The sequence below is a fragment of the Cupriavidus sp. KK10 genome (genome assembly GCF_018223725.1).
In the GTDB taxonomy this organism is placed as follows: Bacteria; Pseudomonadota; Gammaproteobacteria; order Burkholderiales; family Burkholderiaceae; genus Cupriavidus; species Cupriavidus necator.
Genome location: NZ_CP073677.1, coordinates 4,262,717 through 4,280,324, shown reverse-complemented (window position 1 = coordinate 4,280,324; position 17,608 = coordinate 4,262,717). Strand labels below are relative to the sequence as shown.

At 66.1% G+C, this 17,608-nt stretch carries 15 protein-coding genes; 12 read left to right on the top strand and 3 right to left on the bottom strand.

The features are described 5' to 3' along the window. Positions 1-17: 17 nt before the first annotated feature. The gene (locus tag KB879_RS19960; RefSeq protein ID WP_013952145.1) at positions 18-563 is read right to left on the bottom strand and encodes a flavin reductase family protein; all 546 of its coding nucleotides are present in this window, start codon (positions 561-563) and stop codon (positions 18-20) included. A gap of 370 nt (positions 564-933) precedes the next feature. Between KB879_RS19960 and KB879_RS19955 the strand changes: the two genes are divergently transcribed. Continuing rightward, positions 934-2,157: an IscS subfamily cysteine desulfurase gene (locus KB879_RS19955; RefSeq protein WP_013952144.1), complete on the top strand. Its 1,224-nt coding sequence runs from the start codon at positions 934-936 to the stop codon at positions 2,155-2,157. Here KB879_RS19955 and KB879_RS19950 read toward each other — a convergent pair. Further along, positions 2,154-2,696: a MarR family winged helix-turn-helix transcriptional regulator gene (locus tag KB879_RS19950; protein WP_211979655.1), complete on the bottom strand. Its 543-nt coding sequence runs from the start codon at positions 2,694-2,696 to the stop codon at positions 2,154-2,156. The genes KB879_RS19955 and KB879_RS19950 overlap by 4 nt on opposite strands. A gap of 111 nt (positions 2,697-2,807) precedes the next feature. On the opposite strand from KB879_RS19950, the gene KB879_RS19945 reads away from it, so the two are divergent. Beyond that, the gene (locus KB879_RS19945) at positions 2,808-3,389 is read left to right on the top strand and encodes a nuclear transport factor 2 family protein (RefSeq protein ID WP_211979654.1); all 582 of its coding nucleotides are present in this window, start codon (positions 2,808-2,810) and stop codon (positions 3,387-3,389) included. A 192-nt stretch (positions 3,390-3,581) separates the two neighbouring features. On the opposite strand, the gene KB879_RS19940 is transcribed toward KB879_RS19945, so the two are convergent. Continuing rightward, complete coding sequence (locus KB879_RS19940) at positions 3,582-4,814, bottom strand: CaiB/BaiF CoA-transferase family protein (protein ID WP_013952141.1); 1,233 nt, start codon at positions 4,812-4,814, stop codon at positions 3,582-3,584. Positions 4,815-4,939: 125 nt separating this feature from the next. On the opposite strand from KB879_RS19940, the gene KB879_RS19935 reads away from it, so the two are divergent. From KB879_RS19935 to KB879_RS19890, 10 genes are all read left to right on the top strand, one after another. After that, complete coding sequence (locus KB879_RS19935; RefSeq protein WP_013952140.1) at positions 4,940-5,785, top strand: IclR family transcriptional regulator; 846 nt, start codon at positions 4,940-4,942, stop codon at positions 5,783-5,785. A gap of 123 nt (positions 5,786-5,908) precedes the next feature. Further along, on the top strand, positions 5,909-6,907 hold the full coding sequence (locus tag KB879_RS19930) for a tripartite tricarboxylate transporter substrate binding protein (protein WP_211979653.1): 999 nt from the start codon (positions 5,909-5,911) through the stop codon (positions 6,905-6,907). 41 nt (positions 6,908-6,948) lie between these two features. Then, complete coding sequence (locus tag KB879_RS19925; protein ID WP_153954769.1) at positions 6,949-8,127, top strand: acyl-CoA dehydrogenase family protein; 1,179 nt, start codon at positions 6,949-6,951, stop codon at positions 8,125-8,127. Positions 8,128-9,010: 883 nt separating this feature from the next. Next, on the top strand, positions 9,011-10,303 hold the full coding sequence (cqsA, locus tag KB879_RS19920; protein WP_211979652.1) for an alpha-hydroxyketone-type quorum-sensing autoinducer synthase: 1,293 nt from the start codon (positions 9,011-9,013) through the stop codon (positions 10,301-10,303). 8 nt (positions 10,304-10,311) lie between these two features. Next, complete coding sequence (locus KB879_RS19915; RefSeq protein WP_013952136.1) at positions 10,312-11,634, top strand: HAMP domain-containing sensor histidine kinase; 1,323 nt, start codon at positions 10,312-10,314, stop codon at positions 11,632-11,634. A 290-nt stretch (positions 11,635-11,924) separates the two neighbouring features. Beyond that, entirely contained in the window at positions 11,925-12,950 is a 1,026-nt protein-coding gene (locus tag KB879_RS19910; protein WP_013952135.1) for an acetamidase/formamidase family protein, read from the top strand. Between the two features lie 32 nt (positions 12,951-12,982). Beyond that, positions 12,983-13,192: a XapX domain-containing protein gene (locus KB879_RS19905; RefSeq protein WP_010812532.1), complete on the top strand. Its 210-nt coding sequence runs from the start codon at positions 12,983-12,985 to the stop codon at positions 13,190-13,192. 32 nt (positions 13,193-13,224) lie between these two features. Then, positions 13,225-13,416, top strand: coding sequence for a DUF1427 family protein (locus KB879_RS19900; RefSeq protein ID WP_013952134.1), 192 nt, complete (start codon positions 13,225-13,227; stop codon positions 13,414-13,416). 97 nt (positions 13,417-13,513) lie between these two features. Beyond that, entirely contained in the window at positions 13,514-15,877 is a 2,364-nt protein-coding gene (locus KB879_RS19895) for an acetamidase/formamidase family protein (RefSeq protein WP_211979651.1), read from the top strand. 352 nt (positions 15,878-16,229) lie between these two features. Beyond that, entirely contained in the window at positions 16,230-17,543 is a 1,314-nt protein-coding gene (locus tag KB879_RS19890; protein WP_211979650.1) for an IS110 family transposase, read from the top strand. Positions 17,544-17,608 lie beyond the last annotated feature (65 nt).

Genomic DNA, 17,608 nt, shown 5'->3' with positions numbered 1-17,608 from the left:
TGTCTGTTCTTGTGGATTCAGGCGGCGGCCGGGCTGTCTTCCAGTGCCCGGTACTTGCCGCCAAAGAAGATGAGGGGCCGGCCGTCCTGGCGGGCCTGGTGACGGACCACCCGCCCGATAAAGATCACGTGGTCGCCGCCGTCGTGCATGGCATAGGGCTCGCACTCGAAGGTGGCCAGCGCGTCCGGCAGCAGCACGTGGCTGTCCTCGTTGCGCTTGCTGAAACCGATGCCTTCCCACTTGCCGGAATTGGCCCTGGCGAAGCGGTTCGAGATATCCTGCTGCGCCTCGGCCAGCACGTTGACGGCATAGCGCCGCGCGCTGCGCAGGTCGCCCAGGCTCAGGCAGCGGCGGTCCACCGAGAACAGCACCAGCGGCGGGTCCAGCGATACCGAGTTGAACGACGCCACCGTGATGCCGACCGGCAGCCCTTCTTCGCGCGGCGCGGTAATCACGGCAACGCCTGTTGCAAACATCGCCAACGCATTCCTGAAGCGGCGGTGCGCTTCTGCGTCCGCTTCGGCGTCCGCTTTGACGCCCTGACCAACAGATGACTCAGCCATCACGACTCCTACACAAGTGTTCTCATCCAACCGGTTATTTTGTTTATTTACCTTTGTAACTTAGGTTTTATTGAATGCTATAAAACAACGCCATTCAAGTTGGTGGAAACCCTAGAGTGCGGAGCCGGACAGCCTCCCGAGGAGACTCAATGAAGTCCGGAAACCGTTGCCGGACAAGGTTTTCCGGCTAGCGGACAGGTATCGCCACGCGGCCGGAATTGCAGCTGTCCGCGCGTCAAGCAACCCTACCGGCAGCATGGCACCGCCGCGAACGGCCGCTACCCGGTGCTAGACTCGGCCCCACTTTCCTTGACCACCGGGTACGCTTTGCCCACGGTCGTCCCCACATCCGCCTCCAGGAATGAGCGCTATGCAATCCGAGCCGAAGACCCTTCCGATCTACATGGACTACAGCGCGACGACACCGGTCGCCCCCCAGGTCGTCGAGAAGATGGTTCCCTACCTGCACCAGCAGTTCGGCAACCCCGCATCGCGCAGCCATTACTACGGCTGGCAGGCGGAAGAGGCGGTCGAGGCCGCGCGCGCGCATGTGGCGGCGCTGCTGAATGCGGACCCGCGCGAGATCATCTGGACCTCCGGCGCCACCGAGGGCAACAACCTGGCGATCAAGGGCGCGGCGCATTTCTATCGCGGCAAGGGCAACCACATCATCACCGTCAAAACCGAGCACAAGGCCGTGCTCGATACCTGCCGCGAGCTGGAACGGCAGGGCTTCGAGGTGACCTATCTCGACGTCGGCACCGACGGCCTGGTCGACCTTGACGCGCTGCGCGCGGCCATGCGGCCGGACACCATCCTGGTGTCGGTGATGATGGTCAACAATGAGATCGGCGTGATCCAGCCAGTCGCGCAGATCGGCGAGCTCTGCCGCGCTGCGGGCGTGGTGTTCCATTGCGATGCGGTGCAGGCCGCCGGCAAGATCGCCATCGACCTGGAAGCGCTGAAGATCGACCTGCTCACCGTGACGGCGCACAAGGTCTATGGCCCCAAGGGCGTCGGCGCGCTCTACGTGCGGCGCAAGCCGCGCATCCGCATCGAGGCGCAGATCCACGGCGGCGGGCATGAGCGCGGCATGCGCTCAGGCACCCTGCCGACGCACCAGATCGTGGGCATGGGCGAGGCCTTCAGGCTGGCAAAGCTGGAACTTGCGGAGGAAGCGCGCCGCGTGGGCGCGTTGCGCGACCGGCTGCTGGCGGGGCTGTCGCGGCTGGACGAGGTCTACGTCAACGGCAGCCTGGCGCACCGTATCCCGCACAACCTGAACATCAGCTTCAACTATGTCGAAGGCGAATCGCTGATCATGGGCATCAAGGACGTGGCGGTGTCGTCGGGCTCGGCCTGCACCTCGGCCTCGCTGGAGCCCTCGTTCGTGCTGCGGGCGCTGGGCCGCAGCGACGAGCTGGCGCATAGCTCGATCCGCTTTACGCTGGGGCGCTACACCACCGAGGCAGAGGTGGACGAAGTCATCCGGCAGGTCAGCGAGACCGTTACCCGCCTGCGTGAACTGAGCCCGCTATGGGAGATGCACCAGGAAGGCATCGATGTCGGCACGGTGCAGTGGGCCGCGCACTAGACTTTCTGCCGGCGCGCCTGCAGGTGTTCGAGATCCAGCGCGGCGCGATCGCCGTTGGCGACCAGCCGGTCGACCACCGAGCACAGCACCTTGAATTCGGTGCGGGAAACGCCGTCGAACAATACGTCGTTGATCTGCTGCTGCACGGGCAGCAGTTCATTGAGCAGACGCGTCCCGGCGGCGGTGATGGTGAGTCGCATCTTGCGCTTGTCTTCGGGATGGGCCTTCTTGTCGATCAGCCCCAGCTTCTTGAGCTTGCCGGTCTCGATGGTGATGAACGGGCCGCTCAGGTGCAGATGGTCGGCGAGCTGGTTGACCGTCACCTCGCCTTGCTGCGACAGGTGCAGGATCGAGCGGATCAGCGAGTACTGGACCCCTGTCAGGCCGATCAGGCCGCCAAAGCCGTCGCGCACGGACAGCAGGCGCGCGGCAAATGGCAGCAGGCCATTCACCAGGTGCCGGAACTCACGGTCCGAGCCGTCGACCAGGCACGCCGGATGCGTTACGGTCAGGTTCTTGTTTGCAGGAGTCGTTGCCATCGGCGGTATGTCCACTTAGCTTTTGATACAAGCTTTGTGCCAAATTCTAACAAACTCGCCGCAACACCTCAGCGCCCCCCCCGCCTTTCAACCCATACCCTTGAGTCCAGCATGAACACAATCCCGCTCGCCACCGCCAAAGCCCGGCTGGCCCAATACGTCGAGGCCAAGGACAACAATCGTCCGACGCTGATCCACGAAGCCTTCGCTCCGGATGCGTCGCTGACCTTCTCGATCGATACCGACTCCATCAGCTTTCCGCCGAGGGCAGAAGGCGCGGATGCCATTGCTGCGACGCTGGTCAGCGAGTTTGCCAAGACGTTCGACCGCTGCCGGACCTACTACATCGGCGACGTTGGCGCGGCGCTGGACGGCAACGCCATGACGATCCCCTGGCTGGTGGTGATGCGGGAAACCGCGGCCAGCGCCTTGCGCGTCGGCAAGGGCTATTACCGCTGGGGCTTTGCCGCCGGCGATGACGGCACGTACCGTATCGCCAGCCTGCATATCCATATCGAACGGATCGACACGATCGCCGATCCCGGCGCGGTCACGCTGGCGGCCTTGCAGGCGGCACTGCCCTATCCCTGGCTGCCGGCGCCGGTGCTTGCTGCCAGCATCGAAGCGCAAGCCAGCGCGCAACCCGCGCTGGGGTTCCTGAATGTGTTCGCGCAAGCGGCCCGCATGCCCTGACGGGCGCGGGTCATCTGGCCGGCAATTGCTGCGCGACCAGCGCCACCCAATACGCCGCGCCCAGCGGCAAGATCCGGTCGTTGAAGTCGTAGTAGGGATTGTGCAGCGGCGGATCGTCCGCGCTCTCGCCGGCGCCGATGCCGATATAGGCGCCGGGGCTAGCGCGGACAGCGTAGCCCCGCGCCCGGTGTGTCAGACCACGCCCTCTGCCCGCAGCCGGGCCAACTCTTCATCCCCGATCCCAAGCTGCCCATAGACCTCGGCATTGTGTTCACCCACATCCGGCCCGGTACGCGGTGACGGCGGCGCATAGCCCGAGAAGCGCGGCACCACGCATGGCGCCGGCACCGAGCCCAGGTCCGGATCGGGCAGCCGCACGATGGCCTGGCGCGCCGCCATCTGCGGGTCGTCGACGATATCGGCGATGCTGAATACCTTGCTGAATGGCACCTGGCACTGCTCCAGCCGGGCCGCCACGGCGGCATAGGGCTGCGCGGCAAACCACTCGGCAATGCTGCCGTCCAGCGCTTCGATATTGCGCACGCGGCCGGCGTTGGTGGCATATTCCGGCGCCTGCGCCAGTTGCGGCGCGCCGATGGCCTCGGCCAGCCGGCGGAAGGTGGCGTCGGAGGAGGCCACTACCGTGACCCAGATCTCGTCCGCGGTGCGGTACATGTTGGACGGCGCAGCATAGGTGGTGCGGTTGCCGGCGCGCTGGCGCACATGTCCCAGCTGTTCATACTCGATGGCCAGCGGGTCCAGCAGGCGGAACAGCGCCTCGGTGGCGGCCAGGTCGATCTCGCGGCCGCGCTGGCCGGGCCTGGCGCGCTGCTCTGCCGCCGCAGTGGCAATCGCAAAGGCGCCGAACAGGCCGGCGATCATGTCCCCCACCGGGTAGTTCATATGCATCGGCCCGCTCTGCGCGGTGCCCGCCAGGTTGGTAAGGCCGCTCCTGGCTTCAAAGATGCGGGCAAAACCCGGCCGCGCCGCATCGGGCCCGGTCTGGCCGAAGCCGGTCAGCCGCAGCACGATCAGCTTCGGGTTGGCCGCATGCAGGGTGTCGAGATCCAGCCCCCACCGCGCCAGCGTACCGGTGCGGAAGTTCTCGACCAGCACATCGAACTGAGGCAGCAAGCGCAGGAAGATCTCGCGGCCGCGCGGCGTGCGCACGTCTAGCGAGATGCCGCGCTTGCCGCGGTTGGTCACCTTCCAGTACAGGGCGTGGTCCTCGGTAACCGGCTCCAGCCCGCGCAGCGGATCGCTGCCGTCGGGCAGCTCCAGCTTGACCACGTCCGCGCCCATGTCGGCACACAGCGTGGCGGAAAACGGGCCGGCCACCACGGTGGCCATGTCGAGGATGCGCAGTCCGCCCAGCGGGCCCGTGCAGTGTGCGTCTGGCGATACAGCGTGTTCCTGGTCTTGCATGGCGGGCCTCCGGCGGCATTGGCGTCTGCTGCAAGGTGGCAGGCGGCTGGCTCGGATGCAAGTACGGTTTCGCTGTGCGGAACGGTCGTGCTACAACATTGACGCCCCCATCCCCGGATCCCAGCATGGAACCCAAGCAACCACCGCACAGCATGGACCGCAACCCGGAACACCTGCCCCTGCCAGGCCTGGCCAGCGAGGACGCACTGGCCACCGACCGCCAGTTCGCCACCAACCTGGCGCGCGGGCTGGAGGTCCTGCGCGCCTTCACGCCGTCCAGCCCGGTGCTGGGCAACCAGGACATCGTGGCGCGCACGGGGCTGCCCAAGGCGACGGTGTCGCGGCTGACCTACACGCTGGGGCTGCTCGGCTTCCTGAGCCGCGTGCCCGGCAACCAGAAGTACCGGCTGGGCGCCGGGGTGCTGGCGCTGGCCTACCCGATGCTGGCCGGGCTGGCGATCCGCCAGGTGGCGCGGCCTTATATGGAGGCCATTGCGCGGGAAACCGGCTGCACGGTGAACCTGGGCATGCGCGAGCGGCTGTCGGTGGTGTACGTGGACAGTTGCCGGCTGGATCCGGGCAACCTCTACCAGCCGGACATCGGCAGCACCCGGCCGCTGCTGGCCAGCGCGATCGGCCGCGCGGTCTTGCTGGCCTGCAGCGCAGACGAGCGCACGGCACTGCTGAACCGGCTGCGCGTGGACGATCCGGAGCGCTTCAACGTTGAGCGCCAGATGTGGGCGGACGACCAGAAGCACTTCCGCGCCCACGGCTACTGCCTGAGCCGCGGCGAGTGGCGGCCAGAGATCCACGCGATCGCGGCACCCGTGCGCCAGTCGCTGCACGAAGACCCGTTCGCGCTGAACTGCACCATCGCCGCATCGCGCAATCGCGACAACATGCTGGAGCGCGAGGTGGCGCCGAGGCTGCGCGAGGCGGTGCGGCAGATCGAACTGAGCTGCGCGCGCTAGCCGACAGGACGCAGCAATGCAGTCTGCCGGTGATGTCGCCGGCAATGACAAGCGGCCCGCCAGAGGCCCGCATGAAAACGCGCCGCGGGAAATCCCCCGGCGCAGGCAACCCAAGGAGACAAGATGGATGCCATCCAACCATTGCGCCGGCTCGCTGCCGGCATGCTGGCCTGCGCCGCGCTGATGCCGCTGCCAGCGCTGGCCGCCCCTGACAATGCGGCGCGCTTCCCGGACCGCCCGATACGGATCATCGTGCCGTTCTCGGCGGGCGGCGTGGTCGACTCCGTCACCCGCATCACCGCGGAGAACATGGCGCGGGTGCTGAAGCAGCCCGTCATCGTCGAGAACAAGACCGGCGCCGGCGGCGCCATCGGCGCGGACTTCGTCGCCCGGTCGCCTGCCGACGGCTATACGCTGCTGGCGGTCAGCCCCAGCTATGTGGTCGGGCCGCTGCTGAACCCGTCGATCCAGGGCAAGGGTGGCAAAGACTTCCGCGCGGTGGCGGGCATTGGTGCCGTACCCAACGTGATCGTGGTGCCGGCCGCGTCGCCGCTGCGCACGCTGCCTGAATTGCTCGACGCCGCGCGCAGCCAGCCCGGCACGCTGACCTACGCCAGCGCGGGCGTCGGCACCTCGAACCATCTCTCGGCGGAACTGCTGGCGCAGATGACGCACGTGAAGCTCACCCATGTGCCCTACAAGGGCCAGCCCGAGGCCATGAGCGACCTGCTGGGCGCGCGCGTCTCGATGATGGCGCTGACCTCGGCCATTGCCCGCCAGCAGGTGCAAAGCGGCAAGCTGCGCGCGCTGGCGGTGACCTCGGCAAAGCGCTCAGCCGTGATGCCCGACGTGCCAACCGTGGCCGAGGCCGCGCGCCTGCCCGGCTATGAAGTGGGCGGGTGGTTCGGCCTGGTCGCGCCGCAGGGCACGCCGGACGCGGTGGTGCGCAAGCTGGCCGAGGCCGCCGCGCAGGCAACGTCCGACCCCGCCACTGCACGCCGCCTGGTCGAACTCGGCATGGACCTGGCACCGCAATCCACCGCCGTGTTCGACCGCTTCCTGGATACCGAAACCAAAAAGTGGACCGGCGTGCTGAAGACCGCCGGCATCACGGCACAGTAGCCGCACACGCCCACGCTCACTCAATCAACCGGAAACCTTCCATGATCCGCGACTCCGCCCGCCAGCAAGCGCTGCTGGCCGATATCCGCCGCTTCGTGCTCGAAACCTGCATTCCCCTCGAGGCGGAGATCGATCGCACCGACGTGATACCCGAGCCCGTGGTCGAGCAGATGCGCCGCCTCGGCCTGTTCGGCCACAGCATCCCCGAAGCGTACGGCGGCGCAGGGCTGACCACCGAGGAACTGGCGCTGGTGAACATCGAGGTCTCGCAGGCCGCCACCGTGTTCCGTGCCCGCTTCGGCGGCAATACCGGCATCGCCTCCGAATCGCTGGTGGCCGACGGCACCGAAGCACAGCGACAGCGCTATCTGCCGCAACTGGCCTCCGGCAAGGTGACCGGCTGCTTTGCGCTGACCGAGCCCGAAGCCGGCTCCGATGCGACGTCGCTGCAAACCACCGCACGCCAGGACGGCGATCACTACGTGCTGAACGGCAGCAAGTGCTTTATCACCAATGCCCCGATCGCGGACCTGTTCACCGTGTTCGCCCGCACCGATCCCGATACGCCGGGCGCCCATGGCATCAGCGCCTTCCTGATCGAGCGCGGCACCCCCGGCCTCAGCACCAGCGAACCGGAACGCAAGATGGGACAGCACGGCTCGCCGGTCGGCGATGTCTACCTGAAGGACTGCCGCGTAACGGCCAGCGCCATCGTCGGCGGCAAACCCAATGTCGGCTTCAAGACAGCGATGAAGGCGCTGAACAAGCAGCGCATCAACCTGGCCGGTTTGTGCGTGGGGCCCGCCATCCGGCTGGTCGACGAGATGGTCCGCTACGCGGCGCAGCGCCGGCAGTTCGGCAAGCCGATCGCGGACTACCAGCTGGTGCAGCAGATGATTGCCGACAGCAATACGGAACTGCACGCCGCCCGCGCGCTGGTGCTCGACACCGCGCGCAAGCGCGACGCCGGCGAGGACGTGACCATGGAGGCGTCGATGTGCAAGCTGTTCGCCTCTGAGATGGCCGGCCGCGTGGCCGACCGCGCGGTGCAGGTATTCGGCGGCAGCGGGTATATGGCGCGCACCGTGGCCGAGCGCTTCTATCGCGATGTGCGGCTGTTCCGGCTGTATGAGGGCACGACGCAGATCCACCAGCTCAATATTGCGCGCAGGACGATGGAGGCGCGGGGGGCGGCGCTGGTTGGTGGTAGCGCGGCTTGAGTTCATGCCGATAGCATGGGTGCCATGCGCTAGCGCATGGCGCCTCGCGCAAAGGCACCTTCGACTATGAGAAGTCCGAGTACCAGACCGACAAAGCAGGCCAGGCGTAAGACGCCCCCGACACAAGCGCCGCCGAGCGCGCCGGCACCGGCAGGCCCGGCGCGTAGGTGAACACGCGCAGCACGCTGCTGCCCTGTACCTGAACGCCAAAGGCACCAGCCTGGAAGCGCCATGGGCAGCGCCCCCCTCTCCAAAGCCACCGCCACCCCCTCCCCCACACGCCGCCAGACACCCCACGCTGGCGGCGAGCGCCGCCGGCCGCAACCTGCGTACCAGGCAGCCCCTTGTTTCCCGCCCTCGGTGCCAAATCCCATGTTGCCCCGATTCCTGGCTATGGCGCGCTGCCGCAGCCGCCTGCCTGGAAACAGGGCGTGCAAAAAGGGCGTTCTTCACCAAGACTGATGATGAGCATTCGGCAGTCCCGGGCCTGACTAGGTCCCGCCAAGCGCAAGCCACGCCCGGTCCGGGGCTCAAGGATCGGCGCAACAGGTAGCGCAAGCATCACATAAGTGATGGTAAAGGCATTTTTTAGTGAGAAATCGGCCAATCGACTAGCGAAGGATGTGGCCACGACGCGGCTGTCTCAACCCGGCACCCCCACTCCAAACAGACGTTGGATTGGTGGAAGTCCGGTCACAATCGCTGATTAAGGCTGGCACAGTGGTCGCTACGTCAACAGGACTCTCCCGACTTGTCAGCAATGGCACCTCGCCGGAAGGACTGGGTGCGGCCGCCTCGCGCGCGGACGGCATCTGTTGCCGCCCCCGCCATGCAGAGCCTTGCCACCGATCTCACTATTACCCGACCTGTAGAAGGAAAGCCGATGTTCTCCGAAGCCGAGCCTCCGCACTCGATGCGCCACGCCTCCCGCGCCAAAGCCCCCACGCTGCCGCCATGGATCACGGCGCGGATGGCACAACATTTCGACGAGCGGATGGGCAAGCTCTGGGGCGGCGATCATTTGCTTCACGGACGCACGCCCGGGCCCGATGCGTTGCACCTGAGCAGCAACGACTATCTCTGCCTGCTTGGCGAATCCTCGCTGGTACAGGCGCAGGCGCGGGCCTTCCTCAATGAAGAGCCGGAGTTGCTGATGTCGTCCGTGTTCCAGCACGGCGACACCCCTCAGCGGCGGGTCGAGCGCAAGATCGCAGACCTGATGCAGGCCGAGGACGGGCTGATCGCCCAGTCCGGCTGGGCCGCCAACGTCGGCCTGGTGCAGTGCATTGCCGGCCCCGGCATTCCGGTCTATATCGACATGAACGGGCATGCCTCCTTGTGGGAGGGCATCATCGCCGCGGGCGCGCAGGCCGTGCCGGTGCGCCACAACGATTGCGAGCACGTGCGCCGCCAGCTTGAGCGCTTCGGGCCGGGAGTGATCATGGTGGACTCGGTCTACAGCACCACGGGCAGCGTGGCGCCGCTGGAGGACTATGTGGAACTGGCAGAGGCGTCGGGCTGCGTGCTGGTGGTGGACGAGTCGCACTCGCTCGGCACCCATGGGCCGTCTGGCGGCGGCCTGGTGCGCGCGCTCGGGCTGTCTGAGCGCGTACACTTCCGCACGGCCTCGCTGGCCAAGGCGTTCGCCGGCCGCGCCGGCTATGTTGCGTGTTCGACCGATTTCAAGAACTTCTTCGCGGTTGAGTCCCGGCCGGCCATTTTCAGTTCCGGGCTGCTGCGCCATGAGGTTGCGTGGTTCGATGCCGTGACGGATTTCGTCGCCACGGCGGATGAGCGCCGTGCGCGCCTGCACGCCATCACCCGCGACACCCGGGCTGCGATTGCCGAACTGGGCTACAACATCGGCGAAGGCTCCGAGCAGATCATCGGCCTGGAGGCGGGAACCGAGCCGCAAGTCAAGGTGCTGCGCGATGCGTTGCAGAGCCGCGGGATCTTCGGCGCGGTATTCTGTGCGCCAGCAACACCGAAGAATCGGGCATTGATGCGACTTACGCTGCATGCGAAACTTGCCGCCAATGAAATCGACCGCCTGGTCAGCGTGCTCGCCAGCATCCGCGACGAAGTCCGGCTGGATGAGTGGTCCTCGACGCGCCGGGCCCGGCGCAAGTCTCAAAATCCCACAAGCGGGCCGCTGGCAGGTTCCCGCGAGGAGTAGTCCTGGAGATGGATGCAAAGGTAGCGCAAGCGGAAGACGGCCGCACCTCACTTGCCGGCGTCGCCCGCCATGCGTGGCAGACCGTGTTCGAGACCGCCGCGCGGGCCACCCTGCTGGACGAGGAGAGCGTCATCCGGCTACGCCGGATCCAGATGGTGGGCGCGCTGGGCGTGATCGGTCACCCGCTGTACTACGTGATCTGGTCCTACATCTTCCCGCAGCCCTATGAAAACCTCTGGCTGCGCCTGGTCTGCACCGCGCTGTTCGTGCCGCTGCTGTTCGCCTCCGCCTTCTCGGACCGGCGCTGGCTGCCACCCTATGCGCTCTTTGCCATTACCGTAGGCCTGCCGTTCGCCTTCATCTTCTTCTACCTGGAGAATGGCGGCTCCATGGTGTGGGCCGAATCGGTCATCATCGCGGTGGTGATCCTGTATCACTTCAACACCGCGTTCGCGACCATTGCCTTGTTCTCAGGGGCCGCCGCAGCCATCGCGCTGTTCGTGCTGGCGGGCAACTCCATGGGCGGAATCCCGTGGGAGCCGGTACTGCTGCAGTTGCCGGTGATCGGCTTTGTCATCGCGGTGCTGGTGGTGATCAAGATGGACCGCCAGCTGCTGGCCGAACAGAAACGGCGCGGGATGGCCGCCGCGCTGGCCACCGTCGCGCACGAACTGCGCACGCCGCTGACCAGCCTGGCCATGACTGCCAGGGGCCTCAAGGCACGGCTGCCGGCCGCCCTGGACCAGGACACGCCGCTGCGCGACGGTCTGATGCAGGCCGTGGCCCGGATGGAGTCAGACCTGGCCCATATCAGCAACAGCATTGAACTGCTGGTCGCCAACTCCAAGAACCCGGACAACGCCACGCAGGAGCTGTTCGAACTGGGCGGTGTGATCCGCGACGCTGTCGGCCGGTTTCCGTTCGAGCAGAGCGACCTGGAACTGGTCACCGTCGACCTGCCTGGCCCCGCTTATGTGATGGGCAACGCCCAGTTGTTCGGGCTGGTCACGACCAACTTGCTGAAGAACGCGCTGGAAGCGACCAAGCGGGCCGGCAAGGGCACCATCCATATCCGCTGCGAGGTCCGGCCCGACGCCGTCCATGTGGTGTTCCGCGACACCGCCACGGGCGTGCCGCCGCAAGTGCTGGCCCGGATGTTCCAGCCCTTCTTCTCTTACCCGGCGCATCGCGGCACCGGCATCGGACTGGCGTTTTGCCAGAAGGTGCTGAACAGCTGGGGGGCAAGCATCAGCTGCCGCTCCGAGGAACACGTGTTCACCGAGTTCGATATGCGCTTTCCCCGCAAGGGGAAATGGCCCGAGGCGCAATGAACTGAGGCTGTCGCCTGAGAGGGTTTACCTTAGTACGCAGCAACACAAGAGTTTGGGGTGAATCGCCCTACTCCCCCGCAACGCCCTCTTCCTAGTATTGACTCACCGCGCGGCGCGTGAAGGACTGCCGTGCGGTACCAGGCATACCCTGCCTGGCCACGAACCGCCGTTCTCAATCGCGGCGGTTCATGAGCATCACGCATAGCCAGTGTCCCTGATTACCTCAATCAATCCAGCCGCTCACCGGGTGAACGGCTGCGGATACGGCTGCAAAAAACAATGGAGACAACATGCTGCACGACCTGCCCGCCCGCCCCGAGACCGTCCACTGGGGCTACTTCGATGCCGCCAAGGCGCCCGCCCTGACCGTGAAAAGCGGCGACCTCATTCGCGCCGAAGCGGTGACCCACCATGCCGGCGATGCCCCCGACCTGATGATGGATGACGCCATTCGCGAGATCTTCCGGGCGATTCCCCACGACGACCGCAACCCCGGCGTGCACATCATGACCGGCCCCATCTATGTCGAAGACGCCAAGCCCGGCGACGTGCTGGAGGTGCGCTACCTGCAGATGATTCCGCGCTTCCGTTTCGGGGCGAATGCCGCGGCCCACTGGGGCCAGCTGTACAAAGAGTTCGAGAAGGAGCGGGTCACCATCTATGAGCTGGACCAGCGCTCCAACACCGCGCATGCCCTGTACGCCTTCGACTACCCCGGCAAGATGACCATCCCCGGCAAGCTCGTGGATGACCGGGAATGCTGCCGGCAGCCCGCGCTGGCCGGCGTACGCGTTCCCGTGCGCCCGCACCTGGGCACCGCTGGCGTCGCGCCCGACGCGCGCGGTCGCGTCACCACCGTCGAGCCCGGCCTGCATGGCGGCAATATCGACAACTGGCGCATCGGCGCGGGCGCCACCATGTACTACCCGGTCCAGGTCGACGGCGCGCTGTTCTCGATCGGCGACCCGCATATCTCGCAAGGCGACGGCGAAGTCAGCGGCACCGCCATCGAGGCCTCATTGAACGTCCTGTTCCAGGTGGTCCTGCGCAAGGATTTCCACTTCCCGTCGCCGCTGCTGGAAACGCCGGATTGCTGGGTCGTCCATGGCTTCCACGAGGACCTGGATGAAGCCGGCAAGAACGCGGCCCGCGACATGATCCACCTGCTGACCGAGCAACAGGGACTCTCGCGCGACGATGCCTATTCGCTCATGAGCGTCTCGGCTGACTTCGGCGTGACGCAGGTCGTCGATGGCACCCAGGGCATCCATTGCACCATGCCGCGTTCGATCTTTCCGCCCAAGGACAAGGGCTGAGCCATCAACGCAACACCAAGGGAGAGAACCACATGCAATACGTCTACATAGGACGCAACGAGCTGGTTGCACTGATCGTCGGCCTGGTCACCGGCACCCTGTATTCCTGGCTGAACCTGCCGATCCCCGCGCCAAACGTCACCGGCGGGATCTGCGCCATCCTCTTCACCTACATCGGCTATCTGATCGTGCACGCGTGGCGCAGGACCATCGCCTTCGGACGACCGCCGGAAAGCCGCTGAATCACGCGCAATTCATGAGATTGGGGAATGACATGCTCGAAATTGCATTGGGCAGCACCGAGCTGCAGGCCGCAGCCGTTGGCTTGGTGACTGGCGTTATCTACACTGCGGTACGTGCGCCGATACCGGCCCCGAACGTGCTCGGCGGGATCTTCGCCATCTTTGGCACGTTTGCGGGGTTCGTACTGGTGGCCGCGATGCGGGGGCAGTTGCTGTTCGGCTAGCGGATGGCCTGGACTTCGCAAGTAGTGCTTTGGATGCGCGGCGGACAGCAATGTCCGCCCGTTTTCGCTGTTGCAGCGTGATGCCAGGGAGGTTCAATTGCACCTTTTGCGTTTTTCCACCGAAGCCTATCCACGCAACCGACGCGGCGCAGCCTGGCGTGACGAACTCCGCGCCGCACGCCTGCATTGCGAAAGCCTGTGCGCCGATCACACCCTGCACGGCACGATCCAGTCCCGGACCACCCCCGCGGGCATCGAGCTGACCTGCATTGCGTCGGTCCCCCAGACGCTGGCCATCACCAGCGGCGATGGCCGCGGCCTGATGCTGGTGATGCTGACCGAAGGCGAAGCGCACCTCGCTGCGCCGGAACTGCGTGAACCGCTGCGGCCGGGGCAGGTGGTCTGCGTGCCGGCACACGCCGCCCGCATGCTGGCCCTTGCTACCAGCTTCCGGATGCTGATCGTGCATATCGGCCAGGCATTGCTCAGCGCACGCATCACGGCCCCCTTGCCTCGCTCCGCGCTGGTACTGAGCGGCGACTCGGCGGAACTGTTTGCCCGCCTGCTCCAGTCCATGGCGGCCAGCTTCGACACCATCGTGTCCGCAAACGCCAAGGCCATCCAGCCCTTCGACAACACCATCACCGCCTGCCTTGACGCCGCGCTGGCCGACAGCCAGCCCATCGCACCGCCGGACATGACGCCCTCGCGCGCGGCCGTCTTTGCGCGCGTCTGCAGCCGCATCGACGCACGCCTTGCCGAGCCGGAACTCAGCCTCGCCGCCATCGCCGCGGACGAGCGCATGTCGGCCCGCTACCTGCAGAAGCTCTTCGAGAAATCCGGCAGCAGCTTTTCCGCCTACCTGCGCACCAGCCGGCTTGAGCGATGCCGGGCCGACCTGGCGAATCACCAGTACGACAAGCTCTCGGTCTCCGACATCTGTTATCGCTGGGGCTTCAACGACCCTTCGCACTTCAGCCACGCGTTTCGCGAACAGTTCGGGCTCTCGCCCCGCGCCTACCGTGAGCAGACGGCGAACACGCCCGAGCATCGCCCACCGCAGAATGTCTCCCGCGGGCTTCCGGCCCATGCGAAACGTGCTCCCGCCAGTCCTGGCGCGCCCGCGAACGATGTCCCTGCTGCGCGCCTGCAACCGGCGCCTACCATCGTCCCCATCACCCAGGCGCGCTCGCATGCCGCCCGCCCGGAAGGCCGACACCACTGGCTGCAGGCCACGGACAAGACCGTGCACTGGGGCTATCTCAGCCACGACCTGCCCCCCGTGCTCGAGGTCATGCCCGGCGACACCGTCACCATCGAAACACTGACGCAGCACGCCTCTGACGACCGGGAACGCATGATCGAAGGCGACGCCGGCGCAGAAAGCGTCTTTCACTGGACCGCAGAGCAGAAGAACGTCAACCGGCGCGGCGCGGGCCCCATCGACGCCTCGGTCTATGGCCGCGGCGCCGGCGAAGGCTTTGGCGTGCATATCTGCACCGGCCCGGTCGCGGTGCGCGGCGCCATGCCCGGCGATGTGCTGGAGGTGCGCATCCTCGACGTGCGCCCGCGTCCGTGCTGCAACCCGCGCTTTGCCGGCAGGGCCTTCGGCAGCAACGCCGCGACCTGGTGGGGCTTTCACTATCGCGACATGCTGACCGAGCCGCGCGAGCGCGAAGTGGTCACCGTCTTCGAGATCGATTGCGAACGTGCCGACAGCCGTGCGCGCGCGGTCTACAACTTCCGCTGGACGCCGCAGCGCGATCCGTTCGGCGTGCTGCACCCGACCATCGACTATCCCGGCGTGCCAGTCGACCACGACACCATCGTCAAGAACTACGACGTGCTGCGTGATATCGAGATACCGGTCCGCCCCCACTTCGGCGTCATCGCCGTGGCGCCGGCGCAGGACGGCCTGATCGACTCCATCCCGCCCTCCAGCTTCGCCGGCAACCTGGACAACTGGCGCGTCACCCGGGGCGCCAGCGTCTATCTCAGGGTAGCCGTGCCGGGCGCCCTGCTGTCGATTGGCGATCCCCATGCCTCCCAGGGAGACTCCGAGCTGTGCGGCACGGCCATCGAATGCTCACTCACCGGTGACTTCCAGCTCATCCTGCACAAGAGCACCATGATCGACCGCGACGCTCCCTTCGCCGACCTGAGCTACCCGCTGGTGGAAACCGCCGACGAATGGATTCTGCATGGCTTCAGCTCGCCGAACCACCTGGCTGAACTGGGCCAGATGGCGCAGAGCCACATCTACCTGAAGTCCACCCTAGACGACGCCATGCGCGACGCCTTCCGCAAGACACGCCGCTTCCTTATGTCGGTCAAGGGGCTGAGTGAAGACGAGGCGGTCGCGCTGATCTCCGTTGCGGTGGATTTTGGTATCACGCAGGTGGTCAATGGCAACTGGGGCGTGCACGCCATTATCAGGAAGTCGATGTTCACCCGGCGCTAGCAGGCCGCGGCTAAACCTGTCCACCATTCGCCAACGGCTGGCAAGTGCTACAGACTCCAGACAAACCAATGGCGCGCTCCCTCTCCCGCTTGCGGGAGAGTCCCCCGCATGCGGCCCATGCCGGCTTGCCCCAGGAACCGGTCGTATAGTGGTTGATACTCGGCCTTGACGCGCAGTGTGGCCGCGTCCCCTCTGGTGCACTTCTTGTTGCCCGTGGGAGAGACTGGCTCCGGCAGACAGCATTGGGCTTGATTGGTGAGCGTCGTTAGCTTCCCGCTGGGTAGGTTTGTTTCCATTTTTGTGTCTGCCGGGCACGTTGGCGCCGATCCTTCCCAAGAAGAGGAGGCCGCAGATGAAAACGCTACCGGTATTGGATGACCGGGCCACCGGCATCGACGTGGGCAGCGAGAAGTTGCACGTGTCCATCGCGGGTGACACGCCGCGGGTCTTTGGCACCATGACCCAAGACGTGTCGACGCTGATCGACTGGCTGCGGGACCAAGGCGTGCGCTCAGTTGCCATGGAGGCGACCGGCGTGTACTGGCTGTGCCTGTACGGTGCGCTGGAGGCCGCCGGCATCACGGTCCTGGTGGTCAATGGCCGGCAGGTGCGCAACCTGCCCGGACGCAAGACCGATATGGCCGACTGCCAGTGGCTGGCCACACTGCATGCGCACGGCCTGCTGCACTCCGGCTTCGTGCCCCCGGCCGAAATCCGGCAACTGCAGGACTATCTGCGCTTGCGCCAAGATCACATCACGCTGGCGGCCAGCCACGTGCAGCACATGCAAAAGGCGCTCGAGCGCATGAACGTCAAGTTCCATGCGGTCATCAGCGACCTCACCGGCGTCAGCGGGCTCAAGGTCATCGACGCCATCCTGGCTGGCCGGCGCGACCCCGCTGACCTGCTGACGCTATGCGACGCACAAATCCGCAAGCACAAGGGCGATCGGGTCAAGGAATCGCTACGCGGCATGTGGAAGGACGAACACCTGTTTGCCCTGCGCCAGGCCTTACACAGCTGGCAGCACTACCAAAGCCAGATCAGCGAATGCGATCGCGCCATCGAACAGGTGCTACGCGCACTAAGCGGTCCACCCCGCGACGACGACCCGGCCTCGCCGGCCAAGCCGGGCGGCACGCATACGCCCAAGATCGACGGCCTGCACCGCATGCTGCTGCAGCTGTGTGGCGGCAATGATCCCACCCAACTGCCGGGGCTCGCCGACTACTCGCTGCTGCTCGTGATCGGTGAGGTCGGCACCGATCTGAGCCGGTGGCCCACCGCCAAGCACTTCACCGCCTGGACCGGGCTCGCGCCGGGCTCCCACCAGAGCGGCAAGCGCCGCTCCCAGCAATCGCGCCACCGCAACCGTACCGGCCAACTGTTCTGCACCATGGCCCGTAGCCTGGCCAACAGCGTTGACAAGGCCCTGGGCGGCTTCTATCGCCGCCTCAAGGCCCGCCGCGGCGGCCTCATCGCCAACAAAGCGCTCGCGCGCAAGCTCGCTGCCTTGTTCTGGCAGACTATGGTCAAAGGCTCGGACTACGTCGAACACGGTCTGCGCTACTACCAGACCCGTACCGCGCAGTCCGAGCAACGCGTGCTACGCAAGCTCGCGCAGAAACCTGGCCTTGATCTGGTGCCAGCAAAAACAATGGGTTAGCGATGGTTCCTGGGTAGGGCTGGGGTGAGGGCCGGAGCATCGAGGAATTGACGCGTGTCGGTATG

Coding starts and splice junctions, on each gene's coding strand:
- KB879_RS19960 (WP_013952145.1), bottom strand. CDS start 563: ATGGCTGAGTCATCTGTTGGTCAGGGCGTCAAAGCGGACGCCGAAGCG.
- KB879_RS19955 (WP_013952144.1), top strand. CDS start 934: ATGCAATCCGAGCCGAAGACCCTTCCGATCTACATGGACTACAGCGCG.
- KB879_RS19950 (WP_211979655.1), bottom strand. CDS start 2,696: ATGGCAACGACTCCTGCAAACAAGAACCTGACCGTAACGCATCCGGCG.
- KB879_RS19945 (WP_211979654.1), top strand. CDS start 2,808: ATGAACACAATCCCGCTCGCCACCGCCAAAGCCCGGCTGGCCCAATAC.
- KB879_RS19940 (WP_013952141.1), bottom strand. CDS start 4,814: ATGCAAGACCAGGAACACGCTGTATCGCCAGACGCACACTGCACGGGC.
- KB879_RS19935 (WP_013952140.1), top strand. CDS start 4,940: ATGGAACCCAAGCAACCACCGCACAGCATGGACCGCAACCCGGAACAC.
- KB879_RS19930 (WP_211979653.1), top strand. CDS start 5,909: ATGGATGCCATCCAACCATTGCGCCGGCTCGCTGCCGGCATGCTGGCC.
- KB879_RS19925 (WP_153954769.1), top strand. CDS start 6,949: ATGATCCGCGACTCCGCCCGCCAGCAAGCGCTGCTGGCCGATATCCGC.
- cqsA (WP_211979652.1), top strand. CDS start 9,011: ATGTTCTCCGAAGCCGAGCCTCCGCACTCGATGCGCCACGCCTCCCGC.
- KB879_RS19915 (WP_013952136.1), top strand. CDS start 10,312: ATGGATGCAAAGGTAGCGCAAGCGGAAGACGGCCGCACCTCACTTGCC.
- KB879_RS19910 (WP_013952135.1), top strand. CDS start 11,925: ATGCTGCACGACCTGCCCGCCCGCCCCGAGACCGTCCACTGGGGCTAC.
- KB879_RS19905 (WP_010812532.1), top strand. CDS start 12,983: ATGCAATACGTCTACATAGGACGCAACGAGCTGGTTGCACTGATCGTC.
- KB879_RS19900 (WP_013952134.1), top strand. CDS start 13,225: ATGCTCGAAATTGCATTGGGCAGCACCGAGCTGCAGGCCGCAGCCGTT.
- KB879_RS19890 (WP_211979650.1), top strand. CDS start 16,230: ATGAAAACGCTACCGGTATTGGATGACCGGGCCACCGGCATCGACGTG.